The 24572-nt window shown below is 63.5% G+C and carries 27 protein-coding genes and 1 riboswitch; of the genes, 11 read left to right on the top strand and 16 right to left on the bottom strand.

Annotated features, from left to right (window positions below):
• Positions 1 to 30 precede the first annotated feature (30 nt).
• Positions 31 to 1011: a quinone oxidoreductase family protein gene (locus tag AC1D1N_RS25665; RefSeq protein WP_477351801.1), complete on the top strand. Its 981-nt coding sequence runs from the start codon at positions 31 to 33 to the stop codon at positions 1009 to 1011.
• Here AC1D1N_RS25665 and AC1D1N_RS25670 read toward each other — a convergent pair.
• Positions 1001 to 1531 (bottom strand): gamma-glutamylcyclotransferase, encoded by a 531-nt coding sequence (locus AC1D1N_RS25670; RefSeq protein WP_477351803.1) that lies wholly within the window; start codon positions 1529 to 1531, stop codon positions 1001 to 1003. The genes AC1D1N_RS25665 and AC1D1N_RS25670 overlap by 11 nt on opposite strands.
• 122 nt (positions 1532 to 1653) lie before the next feature.
• Here AC1D1N_RS25670 and AC1D1N_RS25675 point away from each other — a divergent pair, with 122 nt between their 5' ends.
• Both AC1D1N_RS25675 and AC1D1N_RS25680 read left to right on the top strand, forming a co-directional pair.
• Positions 1654 to 2652 carry a DUF2125 domain-containing protein gene (locus tag AC1D1N_RS25675; protein ID WP_477351805.1) on the top strand — a complete coding sequence of 333 codons (999 nt, stop codon included), beginning with the start codon at positions 1654 to 1656 and terminating at the stop codon, positions 2650 to 2652.
• Between the two features lie 61 nt (positions 2653 to 2713).
• Entirely contained in the window at positions 2714 to 3637 is a 924-nt protein-coding gene (locus AC1D1N_RS25680; protein ID WP_477351807.1) for a sugar kinase, read from the top strand.
• Between the two features lie 9 nt (positions 3638 to 3646).
• Here AC1D1N_RS25680 and AC1D1N_RS25685 read toward each other — a convergent pair whose 3' ends face one another.
• Positions 3647 to 4582, bottom strand: coding sequence for a prephenate/arogenate dehydrogenase family protein (locus AC1D1N_RS25685; protein ID WP_477351809.1), 936 nt, complete (start codon positions 4580 to 4582; stop codon positions 3647 to 3649).
• Positions 4583 to 4586: 4 nt separating this feature from the next.
• Entirely contained in the window at positions 4587 to 5696 is a 1110-nt protein-coding gene (gene hisC, locus AC1D1N_RS25690; RefSeq protein ID WP_477351811.1) for a histidinol-phosphate transaminase, read from the bottom strand.
• A gap of 128 nt (positions 5697 to 5824) precedes the next feature.
• A riboswitch (SAM riboswitch) is annotated at positions 5825 to 5902 on the top strand.
• Positions 5903 to 5962: 60 nt separating this feature from the next.
• Here hisC and metX point away from each other — a divergent pair.
• Together metX and metW are read left to right on the top strand one after the other, a co-directional pair.
• Positions 5963 to 7132, top strand: a complete 1170-nt coding sequence (gene metX / locus AC1D1N_RS25695; protein ID WP_192258304.1) for a homoserine O-acetyltransferase MetX — start codon at positions 5963 to 5965, stop codon at positions 7130 to 7132.
• A 58-nt stretch (positions 7133 to 7190) separates the two neighbouring features.
• Positions 7191 to 7805, top strand: coding sequence for a methionine biosynthesis protein MetW (gene metW, locus AC1D1N_RS25700; protein WP_112562220.1), 615 nt, complete (start codon positions 7191 to 7193; stop codon positions 7803 to 7805).
• Between the two features lie 5 nt (positions 7806 to 7810).
• On the opposite strand, the gene AC1D1N_RS25705 is transcribed toward metW, so the two are convergent.
• Positions 7811 to 8131, bottom strand: coding sequence for a DUF1330 domain-containing protein (locus AC1D1N_RS25705; RefSeq protein WP_477351814.1), 321 nt, complete (start codon positions 8129 to 8131; stop codon positions 7811 to 7813).
• 250 nt (positions 8132 to 8381) lie between these two features.
• On the opposite strand from AC1D1N_RS25705, the gene AC1D1N_RS25710 reads away from it, so the two are divergent.
• Complete coding sequence (locus AC1D1N_RS25710; RefSeq protein ID WP_477351816.1) at positions 8382 to 9317, top strand: glycosyltransferase family 2 protein; 936 nt, start codon at positions 8382 to 8384, stop codon at positions 9315 to 9317.
• A gap of 28 nt (positions 9318 to 9345) precedes the next feature.
• Here the strand turns inward: AC1D1N_RS25710 and AC1D1N_RS25715 are convergent, their stop codons facing one another.
• The 3 genes from AC1D1N_RS25715 to AC1D1N_RS25725 all read right to left on the bottom strand — a co-directional run bounded on the left by AC1D1N_RS25715 (position 9346) and on the right by AC1D1N_RS25725 (position 12948).
• Positions 9346 to 10146: a DUF1194 domain-containing protein gene (locus AC1D1N_RS25715; RefSeq protein WP_436261549.1), complete on the bottom strand. Its 801-nt coding sequence runs from the start codon at positions 10144 to 10146 to the stop codon at positions 9346 to 9348.
• A 64-nt stretch (positions 10147 to 10210) separates the two neighbouring features.
• Entirely contained in the window at positions 10211 to 12034 is a 1824-nt protein-coding gene (locus AC1D1N_RS25720) for an ABC transporter ATP-binding protein/permease (protein WP_477351818.1), read from the bottom strand.
• Positions 12035 to 12165: 131 nt separating this feature from the next.
• Positions 12166 to 12948: a class I SAM-dependent methyltransferase gene (locus tag AC1D1N_RS25725; RefSeq protein ID WP_352557739.1), complete on the bottom strand. Its 783-nt coding sequence runs from the start codon at positions 12946 to 12948 to the stop codon at positions 12166 to 12168.
• Positions 12949 to 13057: 109 nt separating this feature from the next.
• On the opposite strand from AC1D1N_RS25725, the gene gloB reads away from it, so the two are divergent.
• Positions 13058 to 13825, top strand: coding sequence for a hydroxyacylglutathione hydrolase (gloB, locus tag AC1D1N_RS25730; protein WP_436261551.1), 768 nt, complete (start codon positions 13058 to 13060; stop codon positions 13823 to 13825).
• A gap of 26 nt (positions 13826 to 13851) precedes the next feature.
• Positions 13852 to 14292: a cupin domain-containing protein gene (locus AC1D1N_RS25735; protein ID WP_436261552.1), complete on the top strand. Its 441-nt coding sequence runs from the start codon at positions 13852 to 13854 to the stop codon at positions 14290 to 14292.
• Here AC1D1N_RS25735 and AC1D1N_RS25740 read toward each other — a convergent pair.
• The 3 genes from AC1D1N_RS25740 to AC1D1N_RS25750 all read right to left on the bottom strand — a co-directional run bounded on the left by AC1D1N_RS25740 (position 14267) and on the right by AC1D1N_RS25750 (position 16710).
• The gene (locus tag AC1D1N_RS25740) at positions 14267 to 14941 is read right to left on the bottom strand and encodes a lysoplasmalogenase (protein ID WP_436261553.1); all 675 of its coding nucleotides are present in this window, start codon (positions 14939 to 14941) and stop codon (positions 14267 to 14269) included. The two genes, AC1D1N_RS25735 and AC1D1N_RS25740, sit on opposite strands and share 26 nt — an antisense overlap.
• Positions 14938 to 15822 (bottom strand): aromatic amino acid exporter YddG, encoded by an 885-nt coding sequence (gene yddG, locus AC1D1N_RS25745; RefSeq protein ID WP_477351821.1) that lies wholly within the window; start codon positions 15820 to 15822, stop codon positions 14938 to 14940. The genes AC1D1N_RS25740 and yddG overlap by 4 nt, the downstream gene beginning before the upstream one ends.
• Positions 15823 to 15909: 87 nt before the next feature.
• Positions 15910 to 16710: a DUF3108 domain-containing protein gene (locus AC1D1N_RS25750; RefSeq protein WP_436261555.1), complete on the bottom strand. Its 801-nt coding sequence runs from the start codon at positions 16708 to 16710 to the stop codon at positions 15910 to 15912.
• A 261-nt stretch (positions 16711 to 16971) separates the two neighbouring features.
• On the opposite strand from AC1D1N_RS25750, the gene rpmB reads away from it, so the two are divergent.
• The 3 genes from rpmB (at position 16972) to AC1D1N_RS25765 (ending at position 18750) form a co-directional block, all read left to right on the top strand.
• A complete protein-coding gene (rpmB, locus tag AC1D1N_RS25755) occupies positions 16972 to 17268 on the top strand; it encodes a 50S ribosomal protein L28 (RefSeq protein ID WP_023670682.1) in 297 nt (98 codons plus the stop codon).
• 122 nt (positions 17269 to 17390) lie between these two features.
• Complete coding sequence (locus AC1D1N_RS25760) at positions 17391 to 18071, top strand: queuosine precursor transporter (protein WP_477351823.1); 681 nt, start codon at positions 17391 to 17393, stop codon at positions 18069 to 18071.
• 4 nt (positions 18072 to 18075) lie between these two features.
• Positions 18076 to 18750, top strand: coding sequence for a polyamine aminopropyltransferase (locus AC1D1N_RS25765; RefSeq protein WP_477351825.1), 675 nt, complete (start codon positions 18076 to 18078; stop codon positions 18748 to 18750).
• 63 nt (positions 18751 to 18813) lie between these two features.
• Here the strand turns inward: AC1D1N_RS25765 and AC1D1N_RS25770 are convergent, their stop codons facing one another.
• The 6 genes from AC1D1N_RS25770 to AC1D1N_RS25795 form a co-directional block, all read right to left on the bottom strand.
• Positions 18814 to 19287 carry an SRPBCC family protein gene (locus AC1D1N_RS25770; protein WP_436261558.1) on the bottom strand — a complete coding sequence of 158 codons (474 nt, stop codon included), beginning with the start codon at positions 19285 to 19287 and terminating at the stop codon, positions 18814 to 18816.
• Complete coding sequence (locus AC1D1N_RS25775; protein WP_436262067.1) at positions 19284 to 19655, bottom strand: ArsR/SmtB family transcription factor; 372 nt, start codon at positions 19653 to 19655, stop codon at positions 19284 to 19286. Before AC1D1N_RS25775 ends, AC1D1N_RS25770 begins: the two co-directional genes overlap by 4 nt.
• 144 nt (positions 19656 to 19799) lie before the next feature.
• On the bottom strand, positions 19800 to 20825 hold the full coding sequence (locus AC1D1N_RS25780; RefSeq protein ID WP_436261559.1) for an esterase-like activity of phytase family protein: 1026 nt from the start codon (positions 20823 to 20825) through the stop codon (positions 19800 to 19802).
• Positions 20822 to 22717 (bottom strand): cobaltochelatase subunit CobT, encoded by a 1896-nt coding sequence (gene cobT / locus AC1D1N_RS25785; RefSeq protein ID WP_436261560.1) that lies wholly within the window; start codon positions 22715 to 22717, stop codon positions 20822 to 20824. The genes AC1D1N_RS25780 and cobT overlap by 4 nt, the downstream gene beginning before the upstream one ends.
• A gap of 11 nt (positions 22718 to 22728) precedes the next feature.
• On the bottom strand, positions 22729 to 23715 hold the full coding sequence (gene cobS, locus AC1D1N_RS25790; protein WP_112393311.1) for a cobaltochelatase subunit CobS: 987 nt from the start codon (positions 23713 to 23715) through the stop codon (positions 22729 to 22731).
• Between the two features lie 123 nt (positions 23716 to 23838).
• Positions 23839 to 24468: a J domain-containing protein gene (locus tag AC1D1N_RS25795; protein ID WP_112562202.1), complete on the bottom strand. Its 630-nt coding sequence runs from the start codon at positions 24466 to 24468 to the stop codon at positions 23839 to 23841.
• Positions 24469 to 24572 lie beyond the last annotated feature (104 nt).

Here is a 24572-nt window from a genome sequence, read left to right on the forward strand (position 1 = left end):
CCTCCAAGCCGCTGCCATTTGGAGACCGACATGAAGGCAATCGTATTCGACGAGATCGGCTCGCCGCGGGACGTGCTTTATCTGGATGATGTGCCGATTCCGCGGATCGGCGACGGCGAGGTGCTGGTCAGGATGGTCTCGGCCTCGGTCAATCCGGGCGACTTTCTGTTCATCCAGAACCTCTATCCCGAACCGAAGAAGCCGCACTTTCCCCGGCAGATCGCCGGAAATCATGGTGCAGGCATCGTCGAGGCGGTAGGGGCGGATGTCGCCCTGAAACCCGGCACGCTTGTCGCCTTTAGCCACTACAACACCTGGGCCGAGTACGCCGCCATTCCCGCTGAATGGCTGATCCCTTTGCCCGCCGACTATCCCACCGAACGCGCCGGGCAGATGGTGAACCCGATCACGGCCTGGGACCTGTTGGTGGATTCCAGGGTGCAGCCTGGCCAGTGGCTGGCGGTCACGGCTGGCTATTCTTCGATTTCAACCATGGTGATGCAGTTCGCCCAACGGCGCGGCATCAATGTGATCGCAATCGTGCGACGCAGTCGACAAAAACTGGACCTGAAGCAACTTGGCGCGACTGCCGTCCTCGACCTGTCAGAGGTAAAGGATGGCATCAAGGAAGCGGTCATGGACATAACCGGCGGCGCCGGGCTGAACGGCATCATCGACAATGTCGGCGGGCCTGCCGGCGGCGAGTTGATCCGCAGCCTTGCTCTTGGCGGGCAGATGGTCATCAACGGCGGCATGAGCGCCGAGCGTTTCGAGCTGCACAATTTCGACGTGCTGCTGAGCGGCGCCGAAATCAGGGCAAACATCTATCGCTACTTCTTTTCGCCGCCCGTCGAAGCCGACCGGCCGATGCTGCGCGAGATTGTCGACATCTTCGGCCAGCCTGACTTCCATATCCCTGTCGGCGGCATCCACCCGTTGAGCGAGTTCAAGCTTGCCGTCGAAAACAGCCTGGATCGCGCCGATCTCGGAAAACAGATTTTCACAATGTAGCGTTGGGCGCGACCCGTTTCGCCACCTCTTCCAGCCAGTGATCGCTGATACCGAGCGCTTCGAGGTGCTCGACCGCGCTCAGCACATAGTCCTCATTGTTTCCGGACTGGCCGATGGCGCCGCGGATGACGCTTGCCGCATTCGCCGCGTCGAGGCCGCCGGCATACTGCTCGTGCTGGCGGTCGACGATATAGGCAACCGCCGGGACCGTTTCGCCGCCGTCGAGGCGGATGTCGAGCACACGCTCAAGGTAGACGCGGGTCACCAGTTCGCGCTCGCGCAGATAGGCAAGCACCTCATCGCGCAACTCACCGGGCACGCGAAACGCCAGCCCGATGCAGGAGCCGCCACGGTCGAGGCCAAGCACCAGGCCCGGCCGCTCGCGCGTGCCGCGATGCACGAAGGAGTAGACGCAGAGCGACCGGCGGTAGCCGTAAAGGCGGGCGCGCCGGGTCTCGACATGCGCGAATCCCGGCCGCCAGATCAGCGAGCCGTAGCCAAAAACCCAAAAATCGCCCATATCGCCAAGCCTGATTGCACGAGAGTGACGCCGCCGCATCGGAATCGGTGCCCTTCTGTCCTTTTGCTTGTTGCGTAAACCACAGTCCACCCGCAACACGCCGCGTTAATGAAAGCCGCAGCATGACGTCAAGTGACGAACGCCCGTCGAAGTTTCGCCGCCGGCTGTTCTGGCTCGCCGCTTTGGCCGTTATGCTGTTCGGCGCCTACAGCGCGATCTGGTTCTATGTTGCCGGCCGCGTCAGAAGCGAAGCCGACAAGGCAGTGGCCTCGCTCAAGGACAAAGGCATCGAGGCCGGCTGCGCCAACCTCACCGTCAGCGGCTATCCCCTGAGCTTCGCCATTTCCTGTGACAATCTGGCTTACGAGGATGACACCAGGAACGTCGCCGCCTCGACCGGCAGTTTCAATTTCGTGGCCCAACTCATCCGCCCGCTATCGCCCGCCGCCGAGTTGCGCGGACCGCTGCGCACATCGATGCCCGGGATGACCCCGCTCTGGATCGACTGGGACAATCTACAGGCCGGTGCAAAGCTGTCCTGGCCCTTGCCGCGCAGCATTTCGCTGCAGGCCGAAGGCCTGTCCGGCCAGACCGACCCGGCTGATGACACCGATCCGGTATCGCTGTTCAGCGCCGGAACTGCGGCGGGAGAACTGCGGCCCGACGGCCAGGACATCGGTTATGTCGGAAACTTCACCGATCTTGAGATCGATGCCGACGCGATCGGCGGGCGCGTGCTGCCGCCACTCGACGGCAGCGGTGACGCGACGCTGAAAAACGGCGTGGCGCTGATGAAGACCGAGGCAAAGAGCGTGCGCGGCCAGGCCGCCGACATCCACAAGCTCGATCTGTCGTCGGGAACCGCGCGCATCACCGTCTCCGGCCCGGTGTCGGTCGACGCCAATGGCATGGTCAACGCCGACCTGACGATCAAGCTCAAGGATCCCAAAGCCGTGGCGGCAATCCTCGCCACCGCCATCCCCGAGCAGAAGAGCCAGATCGAGCAAGGCTTTGCCGGCTTGGCTTTGCTCGGCAACGAGCCGTCGATGCCGCTCAAGGTGGTGAAGGGCAAGGCCTCGCTCGGCTTCATTCCTCTGGGCAAGATCAAGCCGCTCGATTAGAGCATGATCCCAAAGGCGGGAACCGCTTTGGGGGAGGATCCATGCTTAGCCAAGCCAACGCATGAACCGGCCAGTAAAACTGCTTAGTGTCGGCGCGCTGACGCTGGATACCATCCTGCGCCTCGAAACCCTGCCCACGCACCAAGGCAAGTTCATCGCTTCGGACGGCGTCCAGATCGCTGCGGGCATGGCGACAAGTGCGGCCTGCGCCGCACGCCGTCTCGGCGCCGAGGTGTTCCTGTGGGCAAGTGCGGGTGACGATGCCATCGGCGACCAGCTGCTGGCCGGCATCGAGGCCGAGGGCGTCGATTGCAGTTTTGTCCGCCGCGTTCAAGGTGCGCGTTCGGCGCTGGCCTCGATCCTCGTCGACGCCCATGGCGAGCGCGTTATCGTGCCTTTCTACGACCCGAAGGCGCAGGCTGATCCCGAGACGCCGCCCGTCACAGACCTTGCCGCATTTGACGCCGTTCTCGTCGATGTGCGCTGGCCGGGCGCTGCCGCCCTTGCCCTGACCGCCGCGCGCGACGCCGGCAGGCCGGCGATCCTCGATGCCGACACAGCGCCACTCGAAGTGCTGGAGCTTCTGTTGCCGCTGGCGTCGCACATCGTCGCTTCGGAGACAGCGGCGCGCATTGTCTGCGGCCACGCCCTGGATCCGGAGACCGCCTGCGCCGATCTCGCCAGCCGCACCGATGCCTTCGTCGCGGTGACCGGCGGAGCGGCGGGAAGCTGGTGGCATGACCGGTCCTCAGGCTGCGTGCGCCACATCGCGGCGCCGAAGGTCAAGGCCGTCGACACGCTGGCCGCTGGCGACATCTTCCACGGCGCCTTTGCCGTTGGGCTCGCCGAAGCCATGCCTATCGAGCAGGCCTTGCGCTTTGCCAGTGCCGCCGCCGCGCTCAAATGCCAGCGTTTTGGTGGCCGGCTCGGTGCCCCGGACCGTGCCGAGACAATGGCCATGGTCGCGGCGACCTGGCCTGCCTGAAAACGGATTTTAGCTCTTGGCGGGGTGTTCCACCGCTTGGCGACCAAAATCCGGCACATCGATGTCCTGACCGGCCTCGATGATCGAGCGGCGCACGGCGCGGGTGCGGGTGAATAGGTCGAACAGCTTATCGCCGTCGCCCCAGCGGATCGCCCGCTGCAGAAAGGCCAGATCCTCCGAGAAGCGTGCCAGCATTTCCAGGATGGCATCCTTGTTGTGCAGGCATACGTCCCGCCACATGGTCGGGTCCGAAGCCGCGAGACGGGTGAAGTCGCGGAAACCCGAGGCCGAATATTTGATGACTTCGGTCTTGGTCACCGATTCCAGGTCGTCGGCCGTGCCGACGATGTTGTAGGCAATGATGTGCGGCAGATGCGAGACGATCGCCAGCGTCATGTCGTGATGCTGCGGGTCCATCGTGTCGATGTTGGAGCCGCAGCGCCGCCAGAATTCCGACAGCTTCTCCAGCGCGGTCGGATCGGTATCGGCCAGCGGCGTAAAGATGCACCAGCGGTTCTCAAACAGCTCGGCGAAGCCGGCATCCGGGCCGGATTTTTCCGTACCCGCCAGCGGATGTCCCGGGATGAAATGCACGCCGTCCGGCACATAAGGCTGCATCTGTGCAATCACCGAGGCCTTGGTCGAGCCGACATCGGTCAGGATGGCGCCCTTTTTCAGCGCCGGCGCGATCTCTTGCGCTACCTCGCCCGACGATCCCACAGGCACCGAGACGATGACGAGATCGGCATCGCGAACCGCTTCTTTGGCGTCTGTTGTGTAGCTTTCGCCCAGACCGAGTTCCTTCGCACGCGCCAGCGTGGTCGGGCTGCGCGTCGCGATGGCGACATGGGCGGCCAGGCCTTCGCGGCGGATGACGCGGGCCAGCGACGAGCCGATCAGGCCGATGCCGACCAGCGCGATCTTTTCAAACATCGGTGATGTCATTGTTTCAGCTTTTCAGGAATGTCGTGAGGGCGTCGATGACGCCGCGATTGGCTTCTTCCGTGCCGACGCTCATGCGCAGCGCGTTGGGGAAGCCATAGCCGGTGACGCGCCGCAGGATGAAGCCGCGCTGGGTGAGATAGTCGTCCGCCGCCTCTGCCGAATGCTTCTTGTCCTCAGGGAAGTGGATGAGAACGAAATTGCCGACACTCGGCGTCACCCTGAGCCCTAGCTTCGTCAGCTCTTCATTCAGCCAGGTAAGCCAGGTCTCGTTGTGCAACGAACTGCGCTCGACATGGGCGCGGTCGCGGATGGCGGCAATGCCCGCCTCGATCGCCGTCGCGTTGACATTGAAAGGGCCACGGATGCGGTTGATGGCATCGACAATGTGCAGGGGACCATACATCCATCCGATGCGCGCGCCGCCAAGGCCGAGCTTGGAGAAGGTGCGGGTCATGACAACGTTCTGCGCGCTGCCGGCTAGCTCGATGCCGGCCTCATAGTCGTTGCGCCGGACATATTCGGCGTAGGCGGCATCGAGCACCAGAAGCACGTTGCCAGGCAAGGCGGCATGCAGGCGACGGACCTCCTGGAACGGCAGATAGGTGCCGGTCGGATTGTTGGGATTGGCGAGGAAGACGATTTTGGTCCGCGGCGTAACCGCAGCCAGGATTGCGTCGACATCGGCGCGCTCGTCGGTCTCCTTGACCGTCACCGGTGTCCCGCCGGCCGACTGGATGTAGATCTTGTAGATCATGAAGGCGTGTTCGGTGATGATGGCCTCATGGCCGGGCGCCAGATAGGTCTGCGCCAGCAGGCCGAGGATCTCGTCAGAACCGTTGGAGCAGATGATGTTCGCCGGGTTCAGGCCATGCACTTCGGCGATCGCCTCGCGCAGCCGACGGGCGGTGCCATCGGGATAGACATCGAGCTTGGCAGCGACCTCGCGCGCGGCCTCGATTGCTTTCGGTGACGGGCCGAGCGGGTTCTCGTTCGAAGACAATTTATGGACCTTGGCGACGCCGGCCGGCGTCGTGCTCTTGCCCGGCACATAGGCGTCGATGTCCATGATGCCCGCGCGGGGCGTCGGCCGTGCCTTGTCCGTTGTCTTGTTCATGTCGCAAATCCGTCGAGAATGCCTCCGTCCGGAGGCCGCAGCGGAAATACAAGCCGTGGCTCCGAATGTCGAGAGGCCCGGGCAATAGCTGGCCGTTGACGCCGGGCCGCGCGAGTTCTAGAAGAACGGAACAGTTCCGTGGTGATTTGGCCGGTCGGCTTGCAGCCACGTTAAACAACTCGCTAAAGGGCCGTTTGCGTGACGTAACCGGCTTTGCGATCGCATTGCCGGTTTTTTATTGCCTGACGGCGGGCAAGGAGAGTCACATGACCGCGCTCCGCGCCGCAAAAACCAACAATGAGGCCGACAACCCGTCGAGCCCGGTGTTGCGTTTTGGCCCTGACAAGCCGCTCAAGCTCGACGCCGGCACGCTATTGTCGCCGTTCCAGATCGCCTACCAGACCTACGGCACGCTGAACGACGCCCGCTCCAACGCCATTCTGGTCTGCCACGCGCTGACCGGCGACCAGCACGTCGCCAACACCAATCCGGTGACCGGCAAGCCTGGCTGGTGGGAAGTGCTGATCGGCCCCGGCAAGATCATCGACACCAACCGCTTCTTCGTCATCTGCTCCAACGTCATCGGCGGCTGCCTCGGCTCGACCGGTCCGGCCTCGACCAACCCCGCCACCGGCAAGCCCTACGGGCTCGACCTGCCGATCATCACGATCCGCGACATGGTGCGGGCGCAATTGATGCTGGTCGACCATTTCGGCATCGAGAAGCTGTTTTGCGTGCTCGGCGGCTCGATGGGCGGCATGCAGGTGCTGGAATGGGCGTCGTGCTATTCCGAGCGCGTCTTCTCGGCGCTGCCGATCGCCACCGGCGCGCGCCATTCCTCGCAGAACATAGCCTTCCACGAGGTCGGTCGCCAGGCCGTCATGGCCGACCCGGACTGGCATGGCGGCAAGTATTTCGAGCACGGCAAGCGCCCGGAAAAGGGGCTGGCGGTGGCGCGCATGGCTGCCCACATCACCTATCTGTCGGAAGCGGCACTGCACCGCAAGTTCGGCCGCAATCTGCAGGACCGCGAAGCGCTGACCTTCGGTTTCGACGCCGACTTTCAGATCGAGAGCTATCTGCGCCATCAGGGCATGACCTTCGTCGACCGCTTCGACGCCAATTCCTATCTCTACATGACCCGTTCGATGGACTATTTCGACCTCGCCGCCGACCATGGCGGCCGGCTCGCCGATGCCTTTGCCGGCACCAAGACACGCTTCTGCCTGGTCTCCTTCACCTCGGACTGGCTGTTCCCGACCGAGGAAAGCCGCTCGATCGTGCATGCGCTCAACGCCGCCGGCGCGTCCGTCTCCTTCGTCGAGATCGACACCGACCGCGGCCACGATGCCTTCCTGCTCGACGAACCGGAACTGTTCGCCGCCATCAATGGCTTCATCGGCTCGGCGGCTCGCGCCAGGGGGCTCCGCGCATGACCCCGAAAAGTTGCAGACTTTTCGCACCGGGATCATGCGCCATCCAAGGGGCGCAGCCATGAGTGTCAACCGCGCCCAGCGCGTCGACCTCGAAGTCGTTGCCGGCCTCATTCCGCCGCTCTCGCGGGTGCTCGACGTCGGCTCCGGCGACGGCCTGCTCCTGGAACTCCTGCAGGAGACCAAGCAGGTCGACGGCCGCGGGCTTGAACTGTCGCAGCGCGGCGTCAATGAATGCGTGGCGCGCGGCCTCTCGGTCATCCAGGGCGATGCCGACACCGACCTCGAATTCTATCCCGATAAGGGTTTCGATTTCGTCGTCCTGTCGCAGACCCTGCAGGCGACCCGCAACCCGAAGCTGGTGCTCGACGAACTGCTGCGAATTGGCAACCGCGCCATCGTCTCGTTCCCAAATTTCGGCCATTGGCGGGTGCGGCTGTCGCTGTTCTTCAAGGGGCGGATGCCGGTGACCGAGGACCTGCCCTATTCCTGGTACGACACGCCCAACATCCATTTCTGCACCATCCGCGACTTCGTCAATCTGGTCGAGGAGCTCGGCGCCTCGGTCGAGAAAGCGACTGCGCTGGACGGCAACGGCCAGAAGATCGGCCTGTCGATGCCATGGTGGTTCTGGAATTTCTTCGGCCAGCAGGCGGTGTTCTTGCTGAAGCGATAGTGTTCCTATCCCAGCACGTCCGTGGCCTTGTGCGGGTGCCTGACACCGTCGGCGATGACCACATCGGCTTGGGAGTTGTCGGTACGCAAGGCCAGAATCTCCCGATAGGCAGATGAATTGTACCAGTCACGCGCATTTTCCCGGTCTGGAAACTCGATGACGATCAGATGCCCGGGCCATTCGTTCTCGACCACGTCCATGTCGCCGCCATGGACAAGAAAGCGCCCGCCGAACGGCTCCAGCGTGGCGTCGATCCTCTGCAGATACTCGACAATCTGCGGGCCTATTGTGACTTGGCGCATATGGGCGACGGCGTAGGCGGTCATGGCTGAACTCCCTGTTCGATCGAAGCGCAATAACCGGCTCCGTTGACCCAATCTGCGGAAATGATGGCCATCGGTCGATTACGTCAGGGGTAATCGGCTGGCCTACGGGCATCCTGGGCTCAACAGTTTGTGATGACATTGCCGCCGGTTTTTTGTAGCGTCGAATCGAATGCCATCCCGAGGTAAGGCTTGGACGGCGACCCATCAAAGCATCCGGCCTTCAGGGAATTCGGGGCATAATCGAAGCAGCATGTCCAAGACAACCGACCTCGCTCCGCTGATCTCGGTGATCACGCCGACGCACAATCGCCGCAGCAAGGTGGTGCGCGCTGTCGAGAGCGTGCTGGCGCAGAATTTTGCCCGGTTCGAGCACATCGTCGTCGATGACGGCTCGACCGACGGCACGGCCGCTGCACTCGCCGAAATCCGCGATCCTCGGCTGATCTATGTCGGCTCGAAATGGCGCGGCGCCAATGCCGCCCGCAATGCCGGCATCGAGCGGGCGCGGGCGCCGGTGGTGACATTCCTCGATTCCGACGACGTCTATTTGCCGGACCGGCTCGTGCGAACGCTGGAGCAGTTCGACAACAATCCGTCGCTCGAAGTGCTGATCAGTTCCTTCGTGTCGCTGAAGGGCAATCGCCGCACCAATTGCGTCAACCGCGAGGCTCTCCTGAGCCGCGACTCGCTGGAACGCGCCCTTGTTGCGCAGACCATCTTCATTGCCGGCTCGGCAATCACCGCCCGGCGCGAGTCGCTTTTGGCCATCGGCGGCTACGACAGCGACGTCACGCGCATGCAGGATCGCGAATTGTTGCTGCGCTTTGCCCGGCGCAGCGGCGCGCAATTGTCCGAAGTGATCGACTGGAAAAAGTACAATTCGGAGAATTCGATCTCCGGTCGCCGCGACGGCTATGTCGAAGCCTATGCCAGTTTGATCGACAAGCACCCCTATATCGCCGATCGCTACCCTCACATTCCGCCTTACATGATCGCCCGGCAGCTTATCGCCGACGCGCTCAAGGGCAGGGTTTCGCAGGCGTTCTCCGGCTATCTGGCCAACCGCTCGTCGAAGGCGCTTGGCTATTCGCTGCCGCAACTGTTGCGCGGCTATGTCGGCGGCCGGCGCTGGCGCCGCGATCTCTACACCGAATTTCGCGACAAATACGGCGCGCGGCCGGCCTAGAGCCGGTTGCATCGCCCGAAGACAGATCTCACTTATCGAGTTCCGGGAAATACGGATCGGAATAAAACCGCCGGTCGCGTTCGCCCTGCAGGCAATCCATCGGTGCGACCGCGTCGATCGTGACCACGGTCGCATCGGCAATGCCGCTTACCTCCAGGATAAGCTTGCGGCGTATGGCGGTGGCGAATTCGGATGCTGCGTAGATCGGCAGCACGAAGGAGCCGGGCCCGCCGGTGACGCAGTCGTCATAATACTGGTCGAGATGGCTGAAGGTCGGCGACGGGCTGATCAGGATCGGCAGGCCGTTGATGACGATGCCCTTGGCCACCGCGGCGTCGCGTATGGTGGCGACCGGCAGCCCTGTGTTGTTGGGGCCGTCGCCGGAGATGTCGATCACGCTGCGTGGTGCGTCGAAGCCGGTGCTGTCGAAAAGCCCGGCGCCGAAGGCAAGCGCGCCGGAAATCGAGGTGCCGCGAAAGCTGCGGAACGGCCGCGCGGCTATTTTGTCGGCGAAGGCGTCGGCGCTCTCTGCGCTGTCGATGACCTGCCAGGCGATGACGCCATCCTCGCGCACGACGCCTGCCCATTCGAAATAGGCAAGCGCGATGCGGCCGGTCGTGCCCGAGCGCACGGCCTTGATGAAATCGGGATGCCTGAGCGCCTCGACATAACCGGCGCGCTGCAGGGCGAACTCCCTCTCGTCCATCGACTGCGAGATGTCGACCGCCAGCACCAGTTCGACATCCACGGCAACGGCATTGGCCGGGGCAGCCACGGGCGTGACCGGAGTGCAAGCAAGGCAGGCTAGCAGGCTGAGCGCATCGAGCATGGCCGCACCACGGATGTTTCGATCCGCGAATCTTCGCCGCGATCGCGGCGAAATAAAGCCCCGCCTACTTCTTTCGCCGCGCGACCGCCTTCGGCGGCGGGTCGATGGCACCGGCCCTGACGCGGGCCGGTTTCAGCGCCGGTGCGCCCAAATCCTTCACGATGCTCAACGCGCGTGGAAAGAAATGAGCGTTGTGCAGGCCGCGCCCGATGTTGAGGATCGCGGTGTCGGGCAGGCGTTTTTCCAGCATCGACAGCACCCGCCGCAGCGACGGGCCGTCGAACGCATCCATCGCCTCGTCGATGATCACCCATTTCGGCTGCCGCAAGGCAAGCCTGGCGAAGGCGAGCGCGCGTTGCTCGTCATCGCCCAGCTCGTGATCCCACCGCGCCGTGCGGCCGAGTGAGGACGACAGCCGCTCGAGACCGACCTCGGCGAGCACCGCCGAAATGTCGGCATCGCTCGCCGGCGCGGGTCCATTCGGGTGATCAAGGACCTCGCGCAACGTGCCGACCGGGAAATACGGGACGCGCGGCACGAAGATCGGAGTCTCTCCCGCCGGCAGGCCGATCCGCCCGCTCCCCCATGGCCACAGGCCGGCGATGGCACGGAAGAACAGCGTCTTGCCGGCGCCCGGCTCGCCGGTGATCATGACGCGCTCGCCGGGATGGATTTCGACATGGCTGTCGGCAAGCTTGGTGCAGCCCTCGGGCGAGGCCACCTGGAGCTTTTCGAACGTCAGGCTGCCATTGGCGCTGTCGCCGAAGTCGATGCGCCTTTCCTTGTCGTGCAGCACATCGGTTTCATCTAGCGCGATGCGGAAGTCGGCGACACGCATCAGCGTGGCGCGCCAGTCGGCGATGCCGCCGATATTGTTGATGAACCAGCGAAGCGACGAGTGCACCTGGTTGAAGGCGCCGACCGCCATCATCAGCCCGCCAAAGCTGATATCGCCCGAGAAATACACCGGCGATGCCACCAGGATGGGCGCCACGACAGTGATCCAGCCATAGGTATCGGTGACCCAGGACAGGTTGATCTGCGCGGTGTAGATGCGCCGCATGGCGCCCAGTACGGTGCCGAGATCGATTTCGAGCCGTCGCTTGGCGTCGGCTTCACCGTGGTAGAGCGCAATGGCATCGACATTTTCGTTGACCCGCACCATCGAGGAGCGCAGCTCGGCTTCACGCGTGTAGCGATCGCTGTTGAGGCGGATCAGCGGCCGCCCGACCAGCCAACTCAGCCAGGAAGCGATGCCGGCATAGAGGAACGCTGCCCAGACCATGTAGCCCGGTATCGCCAGCGACCAGTCATTGATGTGGAAGACGAAGCCCGAAGATAGCTGCCACAGCACGCCGACGAAAGACACCAGCAGGATGAAGGATTGCAGCAGGCCGACGCCGAGGTCCGTCGTCAGGTCGGACAGATGCGCGGCATCCTGCTGCATACGCTGGTCGGGATTGACGCCGATGGCGCCGGCATTGGCCAGCCGGAAGGCCCGCGCCGGCCGCATCCACTGGTCGATCAGGTCGAGCGTCAGCGCCTCGCGCAGCTTCAGCCGGATCATCTGGTTGAGCCAGGTCTGAGCGATGTTGAGCACCAGCAGCGTGCCGGCGATCATTGCAAAGATCATGAGCTGGTGCAGGAAGGCCGCCATGTCACGACGCGCCAGCGCATCGTAGAAGGGCTGGTTCCAGCGGTTGAGCAGAACCTGGCCGATCGACGTCGCGACGATGACCGCCATGATGCCGACCGACGTCCACACCAGCCATTTGCGCACCGGCGAGCCTACCAGCGCCCGTTTGACCGTCGTCACCTGGTCGCGCAGGCTGCTGGCTTCGACGGTTACCGGCTGGGCTGTGGCGTTCGCGTCCGGTTGATCAGCCATGACCTGAATCCTTGCGTTCAACAGCGGTGCTTAAACCGAATGGAGGGACTTGAAGGCATCCGCAGCTCAAACGGCCTGTGAATGCATCAGCGACAGATAGGTGGGCCACGCAACACCAGTTTTCATCGTGATCACGAAGGTGTCACCTGACGCTTGGTCGATGTCACCCCTTCAGCGCGGCGGCCAAGCCTTGTCGCGCCGTGCGGCGACAGCACCGGCACGAAGACGCGGCGCGAGGCGCGCTGCGCGACCGGCACACCCTGATAGAGCCGCTTCTGTGCCTCGACCACGATGACGCCGGAAAAGATCGGCCAGAACCGCCGACCGGCACGCTCCAGCACATTGTGGAACCGCATCATGAAGCGCCGCGGCGATGGCGGGAAGAACAGCGCGTCGGACCAGGAAGCCGGCGTGAAGTTCGCCTCGCGCAGCAATTCGGTGAGCTGGCCGCGCGAGAACGGCCGGCCATTGCCGAACGGCGTGTGCTCGAACCGGGCCCAGACGCCGCGCCGGTTGGGCACGACGATGACGACACGCCCCGCTGGCGACAACACCCGCCAGATCTCGTTCAGCGTCTCGCGCGGGTTTTCGACATGCTCCAGCGAATGCACCAGCAACATGCGGTCGATGCAGGAATCGACCAGCGGCAGTTCCTCGTCGAAGACCAGCGCCGTCGACGTCGGCCCGCTCGCCGGCCAGACCACCGCACCTTGGGTGGCCGGCATGAAGGCAAAGACCCGCTCGGCATCGGTGCCGAACCGCTCCAGCCACGGCAAGGTATAGCCGAGCCCGACCAGCCGCTCATTGGGCACGGCAGCCCATATCGAGGACAGCGCCATGGTGATCGAGCGTTCGGCCAGGCGGCCGAGCGTGGTCGAATAGAAGGAACGGAGATCGACAATATCGGAATGCATGCGCAGGACGGTAGCTGCGATGCCGCTGAAGTTCAACAAAGGTGCCAAGTTCCGGATGACATCGGCGGGCAAGCGCCCTATGTCTGCGGCGACAGATGGAGAGATGAAAATGCCGGTCGAAATCGAACAGTTCATGTGCCGCAGCGACAATTTCGGCGTGCTGGTGCATGACCCCAAGAGCGGCGAGACCGCCATCATCGACGCGCCCGAAGAAGCGCCGATCCTGGCCGCGATCGAGCGTACCGGCTGGAAGCCGACGCTGATCCTGGCCACCCACCACCATGTCGACCATGTCGAGGCCAATCTGGCGCTGAAGGAGCGCTTCAAGCTGCGCATCGTCGGACCGGAGGCGGAAAAGGAAAAGATCCCCGGCATCGACGAGACCGTCGGCCAAGGCTCGGTCGTCCATCTCGGCGGTGAGCGGATTGATGTCATCGCCACGCCCGGCCACACGGCGGGCCACGTCTCCTATTACCTGCCGGCCTCGAAAGTGGCGTTCACCGCCGACACGCTGTTCGCGCTCGGCTGCGGCCGGCTGTTCGAATGCAAGCCGCCGGTGATGTATGAATCGCTGAAGAAGCTCGCCGCACTGCCGGCCGACACGGTCATCTATTGCGGCCATGAATACACGCTTTCCAATGCCCGCTTCGCGCTGACTGTGGACCCGACCAATTCGGCGCTGAAGGAGCGCGCCGCCAAGATCGAGACGCTGCGCGCCGACAACAAGGCGACGCTGCCGACCACGATCGGCGAGGAACTGTCGACCAATCCGTTCCTGCGCTGGCACGACCCGGCGATCCGCAAGCATCTCGGCATGGAAAAGGCCAGCGATGCCGACGTGTTCGCCGAGATTCGCAAGCGTAAGGACAATTTCTGACCCATCGTGACATTCCGGGAGCAGCCATGACCAGCGCCGCTGAAATCATCGCCACGCTTGGCCTCAAGGCGCATCCGGAAGGCGGCTGGTATGCCGAGACCTTTCGCGACGGCGACGGCGGCGCGCGTGGCCATTCGACGGCGATTTATTTCCTCCTGGAAGAGGACCAGATTTCGGCCTGGCACCGAGTCAAGGACGCGGCCGAGGTCTGGCATTTCCACGCCGGGGCACCGCTGGCGCTCTCGATGTGCGAGGAAGGCGGTGCAGTGATCGAGCAGGTGCTCGGCATTGAACTTGCGGCGGGCGAGCGGCCGCAGATCGTGGTGCCGGCCGGCTGGTGGCAATCGGCACGCAGCCTCGGCGAATGGACCCTGGTCGGCTGCACCGTGGCGCCGGGCTTCGACTTCGCCGCCTTCGAAATGGCCGAACCCGGCTGGGAACCTAGCTCAGCAAAAAGCCAAGCGTAATCGCCAGCTGGGCGGCATAGTAGAGCACCCAGACGGCATAGCGGATGCCGGCGCGATAGGGCGCGATGGCCGGCACCAGGAATTTTTCCGTGGCAAGCAGCCCGTCCGACGCCATGAACATAACGGCACCGATGATGACCCAGGAATTGTCGAGCGTCAGCGCCGAGATGCCCATCGCCAGGATGGCGGCGACATAGACGGCGATCGGCGCTCGCAGGCCGGGGCCGACACGGCGCCAGAGTGCCGCCAGCATGGCGACCAAGAATGCCGCCATGGCGAGTGCGATGGCGCCGCGCCATGTCTCGGTGCCCAGCACATCCAGCCCGCCGCCGCTGCGCAGGAAGAGCGGCACATAGAGGATATGCGCCGCCAGGAAGCTGGCCAGCCCGCCGAGGAAGGCCTTCTCGCCGTCACGCGACAGGAAGGCGTCGCCGACGGCGCTGAGGGCCAGCGCCGCGATGAGCAGCAATGGACCACCTTGCATGAAGGCCAGCACCGCAAGCATGGCCACGGCCAGCGTCTTTGCCGCCGAGCGGGCCAGCGTCGGCCGCATGTCGAGGGTGAAGGCGTAGATCACCGCAGCCACCAGCGAAAAAATCAATGTCGCATTGGCATTGGCGTCGATGCCGCCGGCAAACGGCATCGTCATGCCTTGGCTCCGATCTCAGCCGGCTTGCGCAGGAACAGCGACTTCGCCGCCAGGGCCGCGCCGCCGGTGATCAGCACGCAGGCGGCGAGGATGCGTAGCGACGGCTCGGCCACGCCGGCCGCGATCAGCACCAGCGTCGACAGAAGCGGCGCTGCATAGCTTGCCGCCCCCAGCACCTGGATATTGCCGCGCTTGACGCCGATATCCCAGGCGTAGAAAGCGGCGCCCACCGGCATCAGCCCGAGACCGAGCACCGCCAGCCACTGGCCTGGACCGTCGGGCAGCACCGTCTGTTCCAGCAGCAGATGGCAGACGAGCGAAAGGGCTGCCGTGGCGGCGCAGAACCAGGTGACGATCGACGTCGGCACCGCCGGAAAACGCCGCGACAGCAGCGAATAGGACGACCACAGCAGCGCGCAGACGGCGGCCATGGCGTAGCCAAAGGCATAGCGCGCATCGAAGGCAAGCCCGCCGCCCTTGGTGACGATGAGGACGGTGCCGGCCAGCCCAAGCAGCGCGCCGACGACATGGTTCCAGGCCAGCTTCTCGCCCGGCATCAGCGCTGAACCGAGCACGATCAGCAGCGGCCACAGATAGGCGATCAGGCTTGCCTCCACCGCCGGCGCGTTGCGCAGCGCGGTGAAGTAGAAGAAGTGGTAGCCGAACAGGCCGGCAATGCCGATCACCCAGACCTGGCGCGGGATCTTCTGGCTTTCCGTCGCCGGCATGAACAGCCGGGCGACCAGCCCGACCGCGGTGCCGATGGTGAAGGTGATGGCCGAGAGCAGGAATGGCGGCACGGCGCCCGAGGCGTCGGTGAGCAACGCCAGCAGCGCCCACATGGCAACCGCCGAGAAACCGATCAGTGTTGCGCGCCCCATACCCGTCTCCGGCGGCGCGCCAGGCGCCTCTAGCAATTCCAGGAAAAGTGTCCGGCGGTTTTCCGTCCGGAATTGCGTAAAAACAAATTATTCAGCAGCTTCGAACCGTCCCGCGCTGACGGTCAAGGTGCCTATCTGCGTCCCGACCGTGGCGTGGATCGGCGCATATACGCCGGTTTGGCCGAGCGGTGCAAACGTCACCATCATCTTGCTCTTGTTCTTCAGGTAATTCAGCGCCTTGCGGCCCTTTCGGTAGCCCGCCACCGGCTCGAAGCTCATCTTGCAGGTCACGGTGTCGCCCTTGTAGCCCTTGACCGAGATCGAGCCTTTCGAGGCATAGGTCAGCGTCAGGTCGGCGCGCATCTCGCCATCATAGAACTTCAGCTTGCGCCCGCAGACCTTGTCGAGACTATCGGCATGGATGACGGTGGCGGCCATCGGGTCGAGCACCGATGTCAGATCGTTGCCACCCAGCGGTATCCAGGTCTTGGGATTGCGCTTTTTCGGTTCGGGGATGACCTGAGTGGCGGTAACCGCGCCATTGGCAAAGCGGATATCGACCACGGAAGCCTTCTTGCCGGACTTGTAGTCGGCGCGAAACGCCTCTGGCTGCATCTGCTTGCCCAGGATCTTGCCCTTTGACGAGATCGTGCCGCTCGTATCGTCGAACAAAGTGGCGATACCGGCGCTGGAGACGGTGCCGTCGATGGAATAGCTATCGCCTTCGTAGTGGCTGTTAAATTTCGCCTTGGCCACCGAAAGGCCGAGGAACGACACCGTGTATTCGCCCTTGAAGGACTGCGGGGCAGTTGCCGGTGCGGCGGCGAGGGCTGACGTTGGCAAGGCAGCGGCAAGCACGGCGACAACGGCATGTGACGGACGAAGCATGGCGGGGATCGTTCCTTGAATTTTCAAGCCGCAGATGGGCAACTCCGGGCTGGCATGTCCCTATGCGACCGCTTATAGGCTGAATTTCGGCCTTTATATGAAAGGACCGCCGCATCCCGAGGGAAGCCGGAGCTTGACGCCTCGGCGAAATGCAACTATGGAACGCCAACTTTTCCATAAGGCCGCCTGACCGAAACCGCGCGCCGCCCGGCGCGGGCGAAAATGGTTTGGCAGGCTTAGAAAGAACTGAAGGTTAGAACCATGTCCCGTACCTGCGAACTCACTGCCAAGGCAGTCCAGACCGGCAACAATGTGAGCCACGCCAACAACAAGACCAAGCGCCGCTTCCTGCCGAACCTCGTCAATGTGACGCTGATTTCGGAAGCGCTGAACCAGAATGTGCGCCTGCGCATTTCGGCCAACGCGCTGCGTTCGGTCGAGCATCGCGGTGGCCTCGATGCCTTCCTGGCCAAGGCCGATGCCAAGGAGCTGTCGCAGCGCGCGCGCCTCTTGAAGAAGCAGATCGCCAAGAAGCTGGCCGACCAGCCCGCCGCTTGAAGACTTTAAGGCGGGGGACGACCGCCTTGAGCATCGGAGCGATCCGATGCTCAAAACTTGCAAGGCAGCGCGATCCGCATTTCGGATAGCGCCTGGCTGGTTCCATTACCCAGGATAAAAAAATGACTTCCTTCTCGCGATATCTGCCCTTTGTGGCCGCCATGGCGCTTGTCGTCGTGGCATCGAACATCCTCGTGCAGTTCCCGATGCAGGGTCAGGTCGGCGGCCTGTCGCTGGCCGACATCCTGACCTGGGGCGCCTTCACCTACCCCTTCTCCTTCCTGGTCACCGACCTTGCCAACCGCCGCTACGGCCCGATCGTGGCGCGTCGCATCGTTTTTGTCGGCTTCATGACCGCGGTGATCTGCTCGATCCTCGTCCCGCCCTTCCTGTTTCGCCACGGTTTGATCGAATTCGAGACCGCAGCCGACCGGCTGGTGCGCATTGCGACGGCTTCGGGTGCGGCGTTCCTTTGCGCGCAATTGCTCGACGTCACGGTGTTCAACCGGCTGCGCCGGCAGAGCTGGTGGCGCGCCCCGATCGTCGGCACGCTGGTCGGCTCTGTGTTTGACACGATGGTGTTCTTCAGCGTCGCCTTTTCCGCCCTCTTCGCCTTCGCCGGCCCGAACGACAGCTTTGCGCTGGAGACAGCGCCGCTGGTAGGCGTGCTGCCGGTCGAGACCATGCGCTGGGTATCCTGGGCCCTCGGCGACCTCTCGGTGAAGCTGATCATCGCCGTGGTGGCGCTGATCCCCTACCGGCTGCTCGCCGCTCGCTGGAGCCAGCCGGCCGTGGCCGCTTGAGGCCATGATTCCCTGGGTCCAGCTCGATTCGGCCAAAACACCGGATGGCGGGCAGGAACTGCGGTTAAAGCAGCGCGGCAGCGAGTTCTCGATCATGCTCGGCACCAACGAGCTGATGAACAGCCGCCTCAGCGGTTCCGAGGAAGAGCTGGCAAAACTGTCCTGCGACAGGATTGCCGGACACAGCCGACCGAAAATCCTGATCGGCGGCCTCGGCATGGGCTTTACGCTGCGCGCAGCGCTTGCCGAACTTGGCGCCGACGCAGGCATCACCGTCGCCGAGCTTGTCCCGGCGGTCATTGCGTGGGCGCGCGGCCCTTTGGCAGCGCTGTTTGCCGGCTGTCTCGACGATCCCCGTGTGAACGTCCGCGAGGCCGATGTCGGACACATCATAAGATCCGACAAGGCGGCCTGGGACGCCGTCCTGCTCGACGTCGACAATGGTCCCGAAGGCATCGTCTACAAGGGCAATGACGCCCTCTACGGCGCCGCCGGCCTCGGCGCGGCGCGTGCCGCATTGAAGCCCGGCGGTGTGCTGGCGGTGTGGTCGCAAGGGCCGGACAGCGGCTTCACGCGCCGGCTCAAGCAAGCGGGTTTTGTTGTGGACGAGGTAAAGACGCGCGCCAATGGCAAGCGCGGCGCCCGCCATGTCATCTGGATCGCAGCCAACCAGCGATAGTCTGCCGTCTTAGCGGCAAAGGCGGGCGGATCGCCTTCAATACCACCCGCTTGTTGATGAAACCTATCTCGACAGTTCGGCAGCAAGGGCTTCCAACAGCCCGCGCGTACCCTCTTCCCGGCCCTGCGCCGAATCGACGCCATCGAAGAACACGCCCTGTTCGGTGAAGGTCAGACGGGTGCCCTCACCCGACGGGGCCAGCTCGACCGTGGTCAGCGAGGCCGACATGGGCTGCGGCCCGATTGCCATCCGATAGGAGAACACGATGCGCTGTTCCGCAACGATGTCCTGGAACTGCGCGTCGAGCCTGATCTCCGGGCCGCCCTGATAACTGAACCGCGATACCTCAGCGCCGCCGACACGGAAGTCGAAGCTGAATTCGGCGATGGTGAAGCCGTGGCCTTCGACGCGCCAGCGCCGCACCGTCTCCTTGTCGGCAAAGGCATGGAAGACCTTGGCCGGCGATTGCGGATAGGTGCGCTCGACTGTGAAGGTGGAGTGGATGACGGAGTGCTCTACGGGGGCGATCTGGTTCATGTCTCTTGGTCCTTGTCCTGAGTCTTCTTGGGGGATTCGGGGGATTGGTCCGTCTCGGCCAGGATCTGGCCAAGACGATCGAGATGGCGTTCCGCCGGAATTCGGCGTTCCGCAATCCAGTCGGCGAGCGGAGCGAGCCCGCCCGGTTCGATCCGGCAGGTGCGCACCCGCCCGATCTTTTCACTGCGGATCAGCCCGCAGGCTTCCAGCGCCTGCAGATGCTGCAACACGGCGGCAAAGGTCATGCCGAACGGCTCCGCCAGCTGGCTGACGGTCGCCGGTCCGCGGCTCAGCCTTTCCACGATCTGGCGGCGCGTGGGCTCGACAAGAGCCCGCAGGATGCTGTCGATCTTGGAATGGTTAAGCATGGACTGGAGTATCAGTTCTGCGATTCGAATAGTCAAGCCAGGACTTAAGTATTTTGATGTGGCGCGGACCGACGACAAGAAGCCACACGAGAGTGAGTGAGAAATGCAGGAAGAATGACGACCGGCGAGCGGGACTAAGCTCAATCAATCCTGGTGCAGGATGAATTCCAGATAGAGGTTGCGCTGCAGGATCGAGTGGTTGTCGTCCGAGATCAGCGACACCATCACCGCGCCGTCGTCGCGGGTCCAGACGTCGAGCCCTTCCATATTGTCGATCTGATAGCCCATATCGGCTTCCATCAGCACCGGTCCGTCGGCAACCGCGCCCTTCTCGACGCTTTCGCCATAGATGCGTCTGAGCCGCATCTTCACCCCGCCAGCCATCGAGAAACTGCGCTCCAGAAGCAGAAGGTCGCCATCCGGCAGGAAGGCGCCGTCGGTGATATCGAAATCGCCATTGCGCTTGACGGTGAAGACGCCCTTGTGCGGCCCTTCAATGATGGCGGCATAGATATTGCCGGCCTTGTCGAGGCTCTTTTCCGAGACCACGACCAGCCCGCCCTCGTGCTGGCCGTAGGGATTGGCGTGGGTGACAGTCTCGAAGCCGCGATTCTGCCTGAGTTCCCGGGCCGGAACCAGGTAGTTCAGTTGCTTGAACGGCGCACTCATATTGTCCGGATCGATCTTGAACTGGGCGACGCGCTGGTCGCGCTCGAAGCCGACGGTAGCGATGCCGTCCTTGACGGCCAGGCCCTCGGCGTCGACCTGCCATTTCTTGTCGATCGGCCGTCCCGAGGCATCGACCATCTGCTGCATGCGGAAACTCTGGATGCCCGACGGACGCCGCTCGGCATCGTGGGTCAGCGTACCAAAGAACCAGAAGCCGGTATCGGCGACACCGATGAGATCACTGCCGGGTTTGAGGAAGCGAAACGCCGACAGCGCGCCGAAATCGCGCGTCGGCGACGTCATCTCCAGTCCGCCGACGAATTCCAGCGGCCCGAACTGTTTGTCGGCGCTGCCTATATGGAAGTTGCTGATCGGTCGGGCCGAGACTTCGACCATCTCGACGGCGCTTGGCCCGGCGGCGATGGCTGGCGCCAAAGCCATGCCAAACAAGGCAGTGGCGGCGAAAAACGTCTGCCTGAAGCCACCGCGCAAAAAGATCATCCGGCGCGCCGATAGCCGCGGCGCGTGTCGCGCACGTTTTCCTCGGCAAACAGCGAGGCCAGCTGCTCGGTCATGGCGCCGGCCAGTTCCTCGGCATCGACAATGGTGACGGCGCGCCGGTAATAGCGGGTGACGTCATGACCGATGCCGATGGCCAGAAGCTCCACCGGCGAGCGTGTCTCGATCAGCTCGATGACGGCGCGCAAATGGCGCTCGAGATAATTGCCCGGGTTGACCGACAGCGTCGAATCGTCGACCGGCGCGCCGTCCGAGATCATCATCAGGATCTTGCGCTGTTCGGGCCGGGCGATCAGCCGGTTGTGCGCCCACAGCAGCGCCTCGCCGTCGATGTTTTCCTTGAGCAGGCCCTCGCGCATCATCAGGCCGAGATTGCGCCTGGCCCGCCGCCACGGATGGTCGGCGGATTTGTAGATGATGTGGCGCAGATCGTTGAGCCGGCCGGGGTTCGGCGGCTTGCCGTCCTTCAGCCATTTTTCGCGCGCCTGGCCGCCTTTCCACGCCCGCGTGGTGAAGCCGAGGATTTCGACCGAGACACCGCACCGCTCCAGCGTGCGCGCCAGAATGTCGGCGCAGGTGGCGGCGACTGTGATCGGCCGGCCGCGCATCGAGCCCGAATTGTCGAGCACCAGCGTCACCACCGTGTCGCGGAATTTGGTATCGCGCTCCTGCTTGAACGACAGCGGCTGCATCGGGTCGATGACGACACGCACCAGCCGGGCTGGGTCGAGATAGCCTTCCTCGAGGTCGAAATCCCAAGAGCGGTTCTGCTGCGCCATCAGGCGCCGTTGCAGCCGGTTGGCGAGCCGGCCGACGACGCCGGAGAGATTGGCCAGCTGCTTGTCGAGGAAGGCGCGCAGCCGGTCGAGTTCTTCCTCCTCGCACAATTCCTCGGCGCCCACCGTCTCGTCGAAGGCGGTGGTGAAGACCTTGTAGTCGATCTCTTTCGGCAGATTGGTGAAGGGATTGTCGTTGCGGCGCGCCTCGCCGGGCGTCTCGGCGTCCGCATCGTCATCGTCGGACAAATCGTCGGCGGTGGCATCGGAGGCTTCCGTCTCGGACGACTGCTCGTCGTCAGCCGACGCTTCGGCATCCTCGGACTGCGACTGCTCGGAGCCGGAATCGTCTTCGCCGCCCTCCTCGCTTTGCTCCTCGCCTTGCGGCTGGTTCTCGTCATTGTCCTCGGAGTCTTCGGTCTCCTGGTCGTCGCCGAGTTCCTCGGCCATCTCCATGGACGCAAGCATGTCGCGCACGACGCGGGCGAAGGCCTGCTGGTCGCCGAGCTTGGCTGACAGACCGTCGAGGTCGGCCTTGGCCTTCTCCTCGACCCAGGGGCGCCAGAGTTCGACCAGCCGCTCACCGCTCTTCGGGATCGGGCGGCCGGTCAGCTTCTCGCGCACCATCAAGGCGAGGGCTTCCTCGATCGGCGCGTCGGCCTTGTCCTTGACGTCGACAAGGTTGGCCTTGGCGTATTTGTCCTCCAGCATCGAGCCTATATTGTCGGCAACGCCTTGCATGGCGCGGCTGCCGATCGCCTCGACGCGCGCCTGTTCGACCGCGTCATAGATCGAACGCGCCAGCTTGCCTTCCGGCGCCAGCTTGGTGTGGATGCGCTGATCGTGGCAGGCCCGCTTCAGCGCCATGGAATCGCCGAGCCCGCGGGTAATCGCGATATCCTCTTTCGAAGCTTTCTTCGGCAATTCAGGCAACCGGGCGCGGCTGCCGGCAAGTGCGGGCCTGTCCTTGGCGAAACCGACTTCGAGTTCCTTGTCACCGGCAATGGCGCGCATGCAGACGGTGACAGCGCGCTTGAAGCTGTCGGCTTCAGACCCCGTCTTCGACTTGTTGCGCGTGTTGTCGCCCGGACCCGCCATCGAGGCTCTGCTTACCCCAGCACCACGTTGGCGGCGCTCTCGGGCAGATCCTCGCCGAAGGCGCGCTGGTAGAACTCGGCCACCACCGAACGCTCCAACTCGTCGCACTTGTTGAGGAAGGTCAGCCGGAACGCCATGCCGATATTGCCGAAGATTTCGGCATTTTCGGCCCAGGTGATCACGGTACGCGGGCTCATCACGGTCGACAGGTCGCCATTGATGAAGGCCGAGCGCGTCATGTCGGCGACGCGCACCATCTTGTTGACGATGTCCTTGCCCTTGCCGTCGCGATAGTGCTTGGCCTTAGCCAGCACGATGTTCACTTCATTGTCGTGCGGCAGATAGTTCAGCGTGGTGACGATCGACCAGCGGTCCATCTGCGCCTGATTGATCTGCTGCGTGCCGTGATAGAGGCCGGTGGTGTCGCCAAGGCCAACCGTGTTGGCGGTCGAAAACAGCCGGAACGCCGGATGCGGACGGATGACGCGGCTCTGGTCGAGCAGCGTCAGGCGGCCCGACGATTCCAGCACGCGCTGGATGACAAACATCACGTCGGGACGTCCGGCATCATACTCGTCGAAGCACAGCGCGACATTGTGCTGGTAGGCCCAGGGCAAGATGCCGTCGCGGAATTCGGTGATCTGCAAGCCGTCCTTGACGACGATGGCGTCCTTGCCGACGAGGTCGATACGGCTGACATGGCTGTCGAGGTTGACGCGCACGCAAGGCCAGTTGAGGCGGGCGGCGACCTGTTCGATGTGGGTCGACTTGCCGGTGCCGTGATAGCCAGACACCATGACGCGGCGGTTGTAGGCAAAGCCGGCAAGGATCGCCAGCGTCGTCGCCTTGTCGAACAGATAGTCCGGATCGATGTCCGGCACATGCTCGCTGGTTACCGAATAGGCCGGCACCACCATCTTGGACTCGAAGCCGAATTTTTCCTTCACCGACACCGTCGTGTCTGGCAAATTGGCGATGTCGCGATCGACCTTGTTCATCTCTATCCACGTCTCCACGGGCGAAAAGCCTGATTTCGCCGGCAATCGATTTTGTCCGGGGGCGGTCTTAGAGCCTTTTCCACCCTTATGAAAGTTGGAAAGCGACACGAACCGTTGGGTCGCTCAGCACAAACCCGCCTGCTTGAGCACGCGATAGGCCTGCAGCACATCGCGGAACCGGTCTTCCGAACCTCTGTCGCCGCCATTCGCATCCGGATGGTGGCGCTTCACAAGTTCCTTATAGCGCGCCTTGATGTCCTTGCCAGTCGCCTTTGTATCAAGGCCAAGCGTTTCCAGCGCCTTGGCCTCAAGCGGCTTGGCCTTGCGTTCGCGCGCCTCGCGCGGGTCTTTCGGGCCTTTGAACAGGTCGAACGGGTCCCGCATACGGTTGTAATAGCCGGCACGGCCGGAGCGCATCTGCGCCATATCGGGGGAGGAGCGTGTCGAAGCGCCGGCGAGGCCCATCTTCCATGTCGGCCGGTGGCCGGTCATCGCCTCCTTCTGGAAGCGGGCGATCTCGGTATCCGGCACGCCGGAGAAGTAATTGAAACCTTTGTTGTATTCGCGCACGTGGTCGAAGCAGAACTGAAAATACTCGCCTTCCTTCATGCGACCGACCGGCGCGCGATGGGTGCCGGCCTCCTTGCAGCCGTCCCACTGGCAGATTGGCGAGCGCGACTTCAGCTCCGCGTCCTTTTCGGGACGGATCCGAATCTTCTCGAAATATTTGGGGTACGATTTCATCTCACCCATTTATGGGCTGTTCGCACGTGCGAAACAAGAATTGACATTTTCGCGATGATCGCCCTAACCGCTGAATCGCGGCATAAAGCAGGGCGAATGGTGATTTTTGAGGC

The sequence above is a fragment of the Mesorhizobium sp. P2_B5 genome, assembly GCF_056404775.1.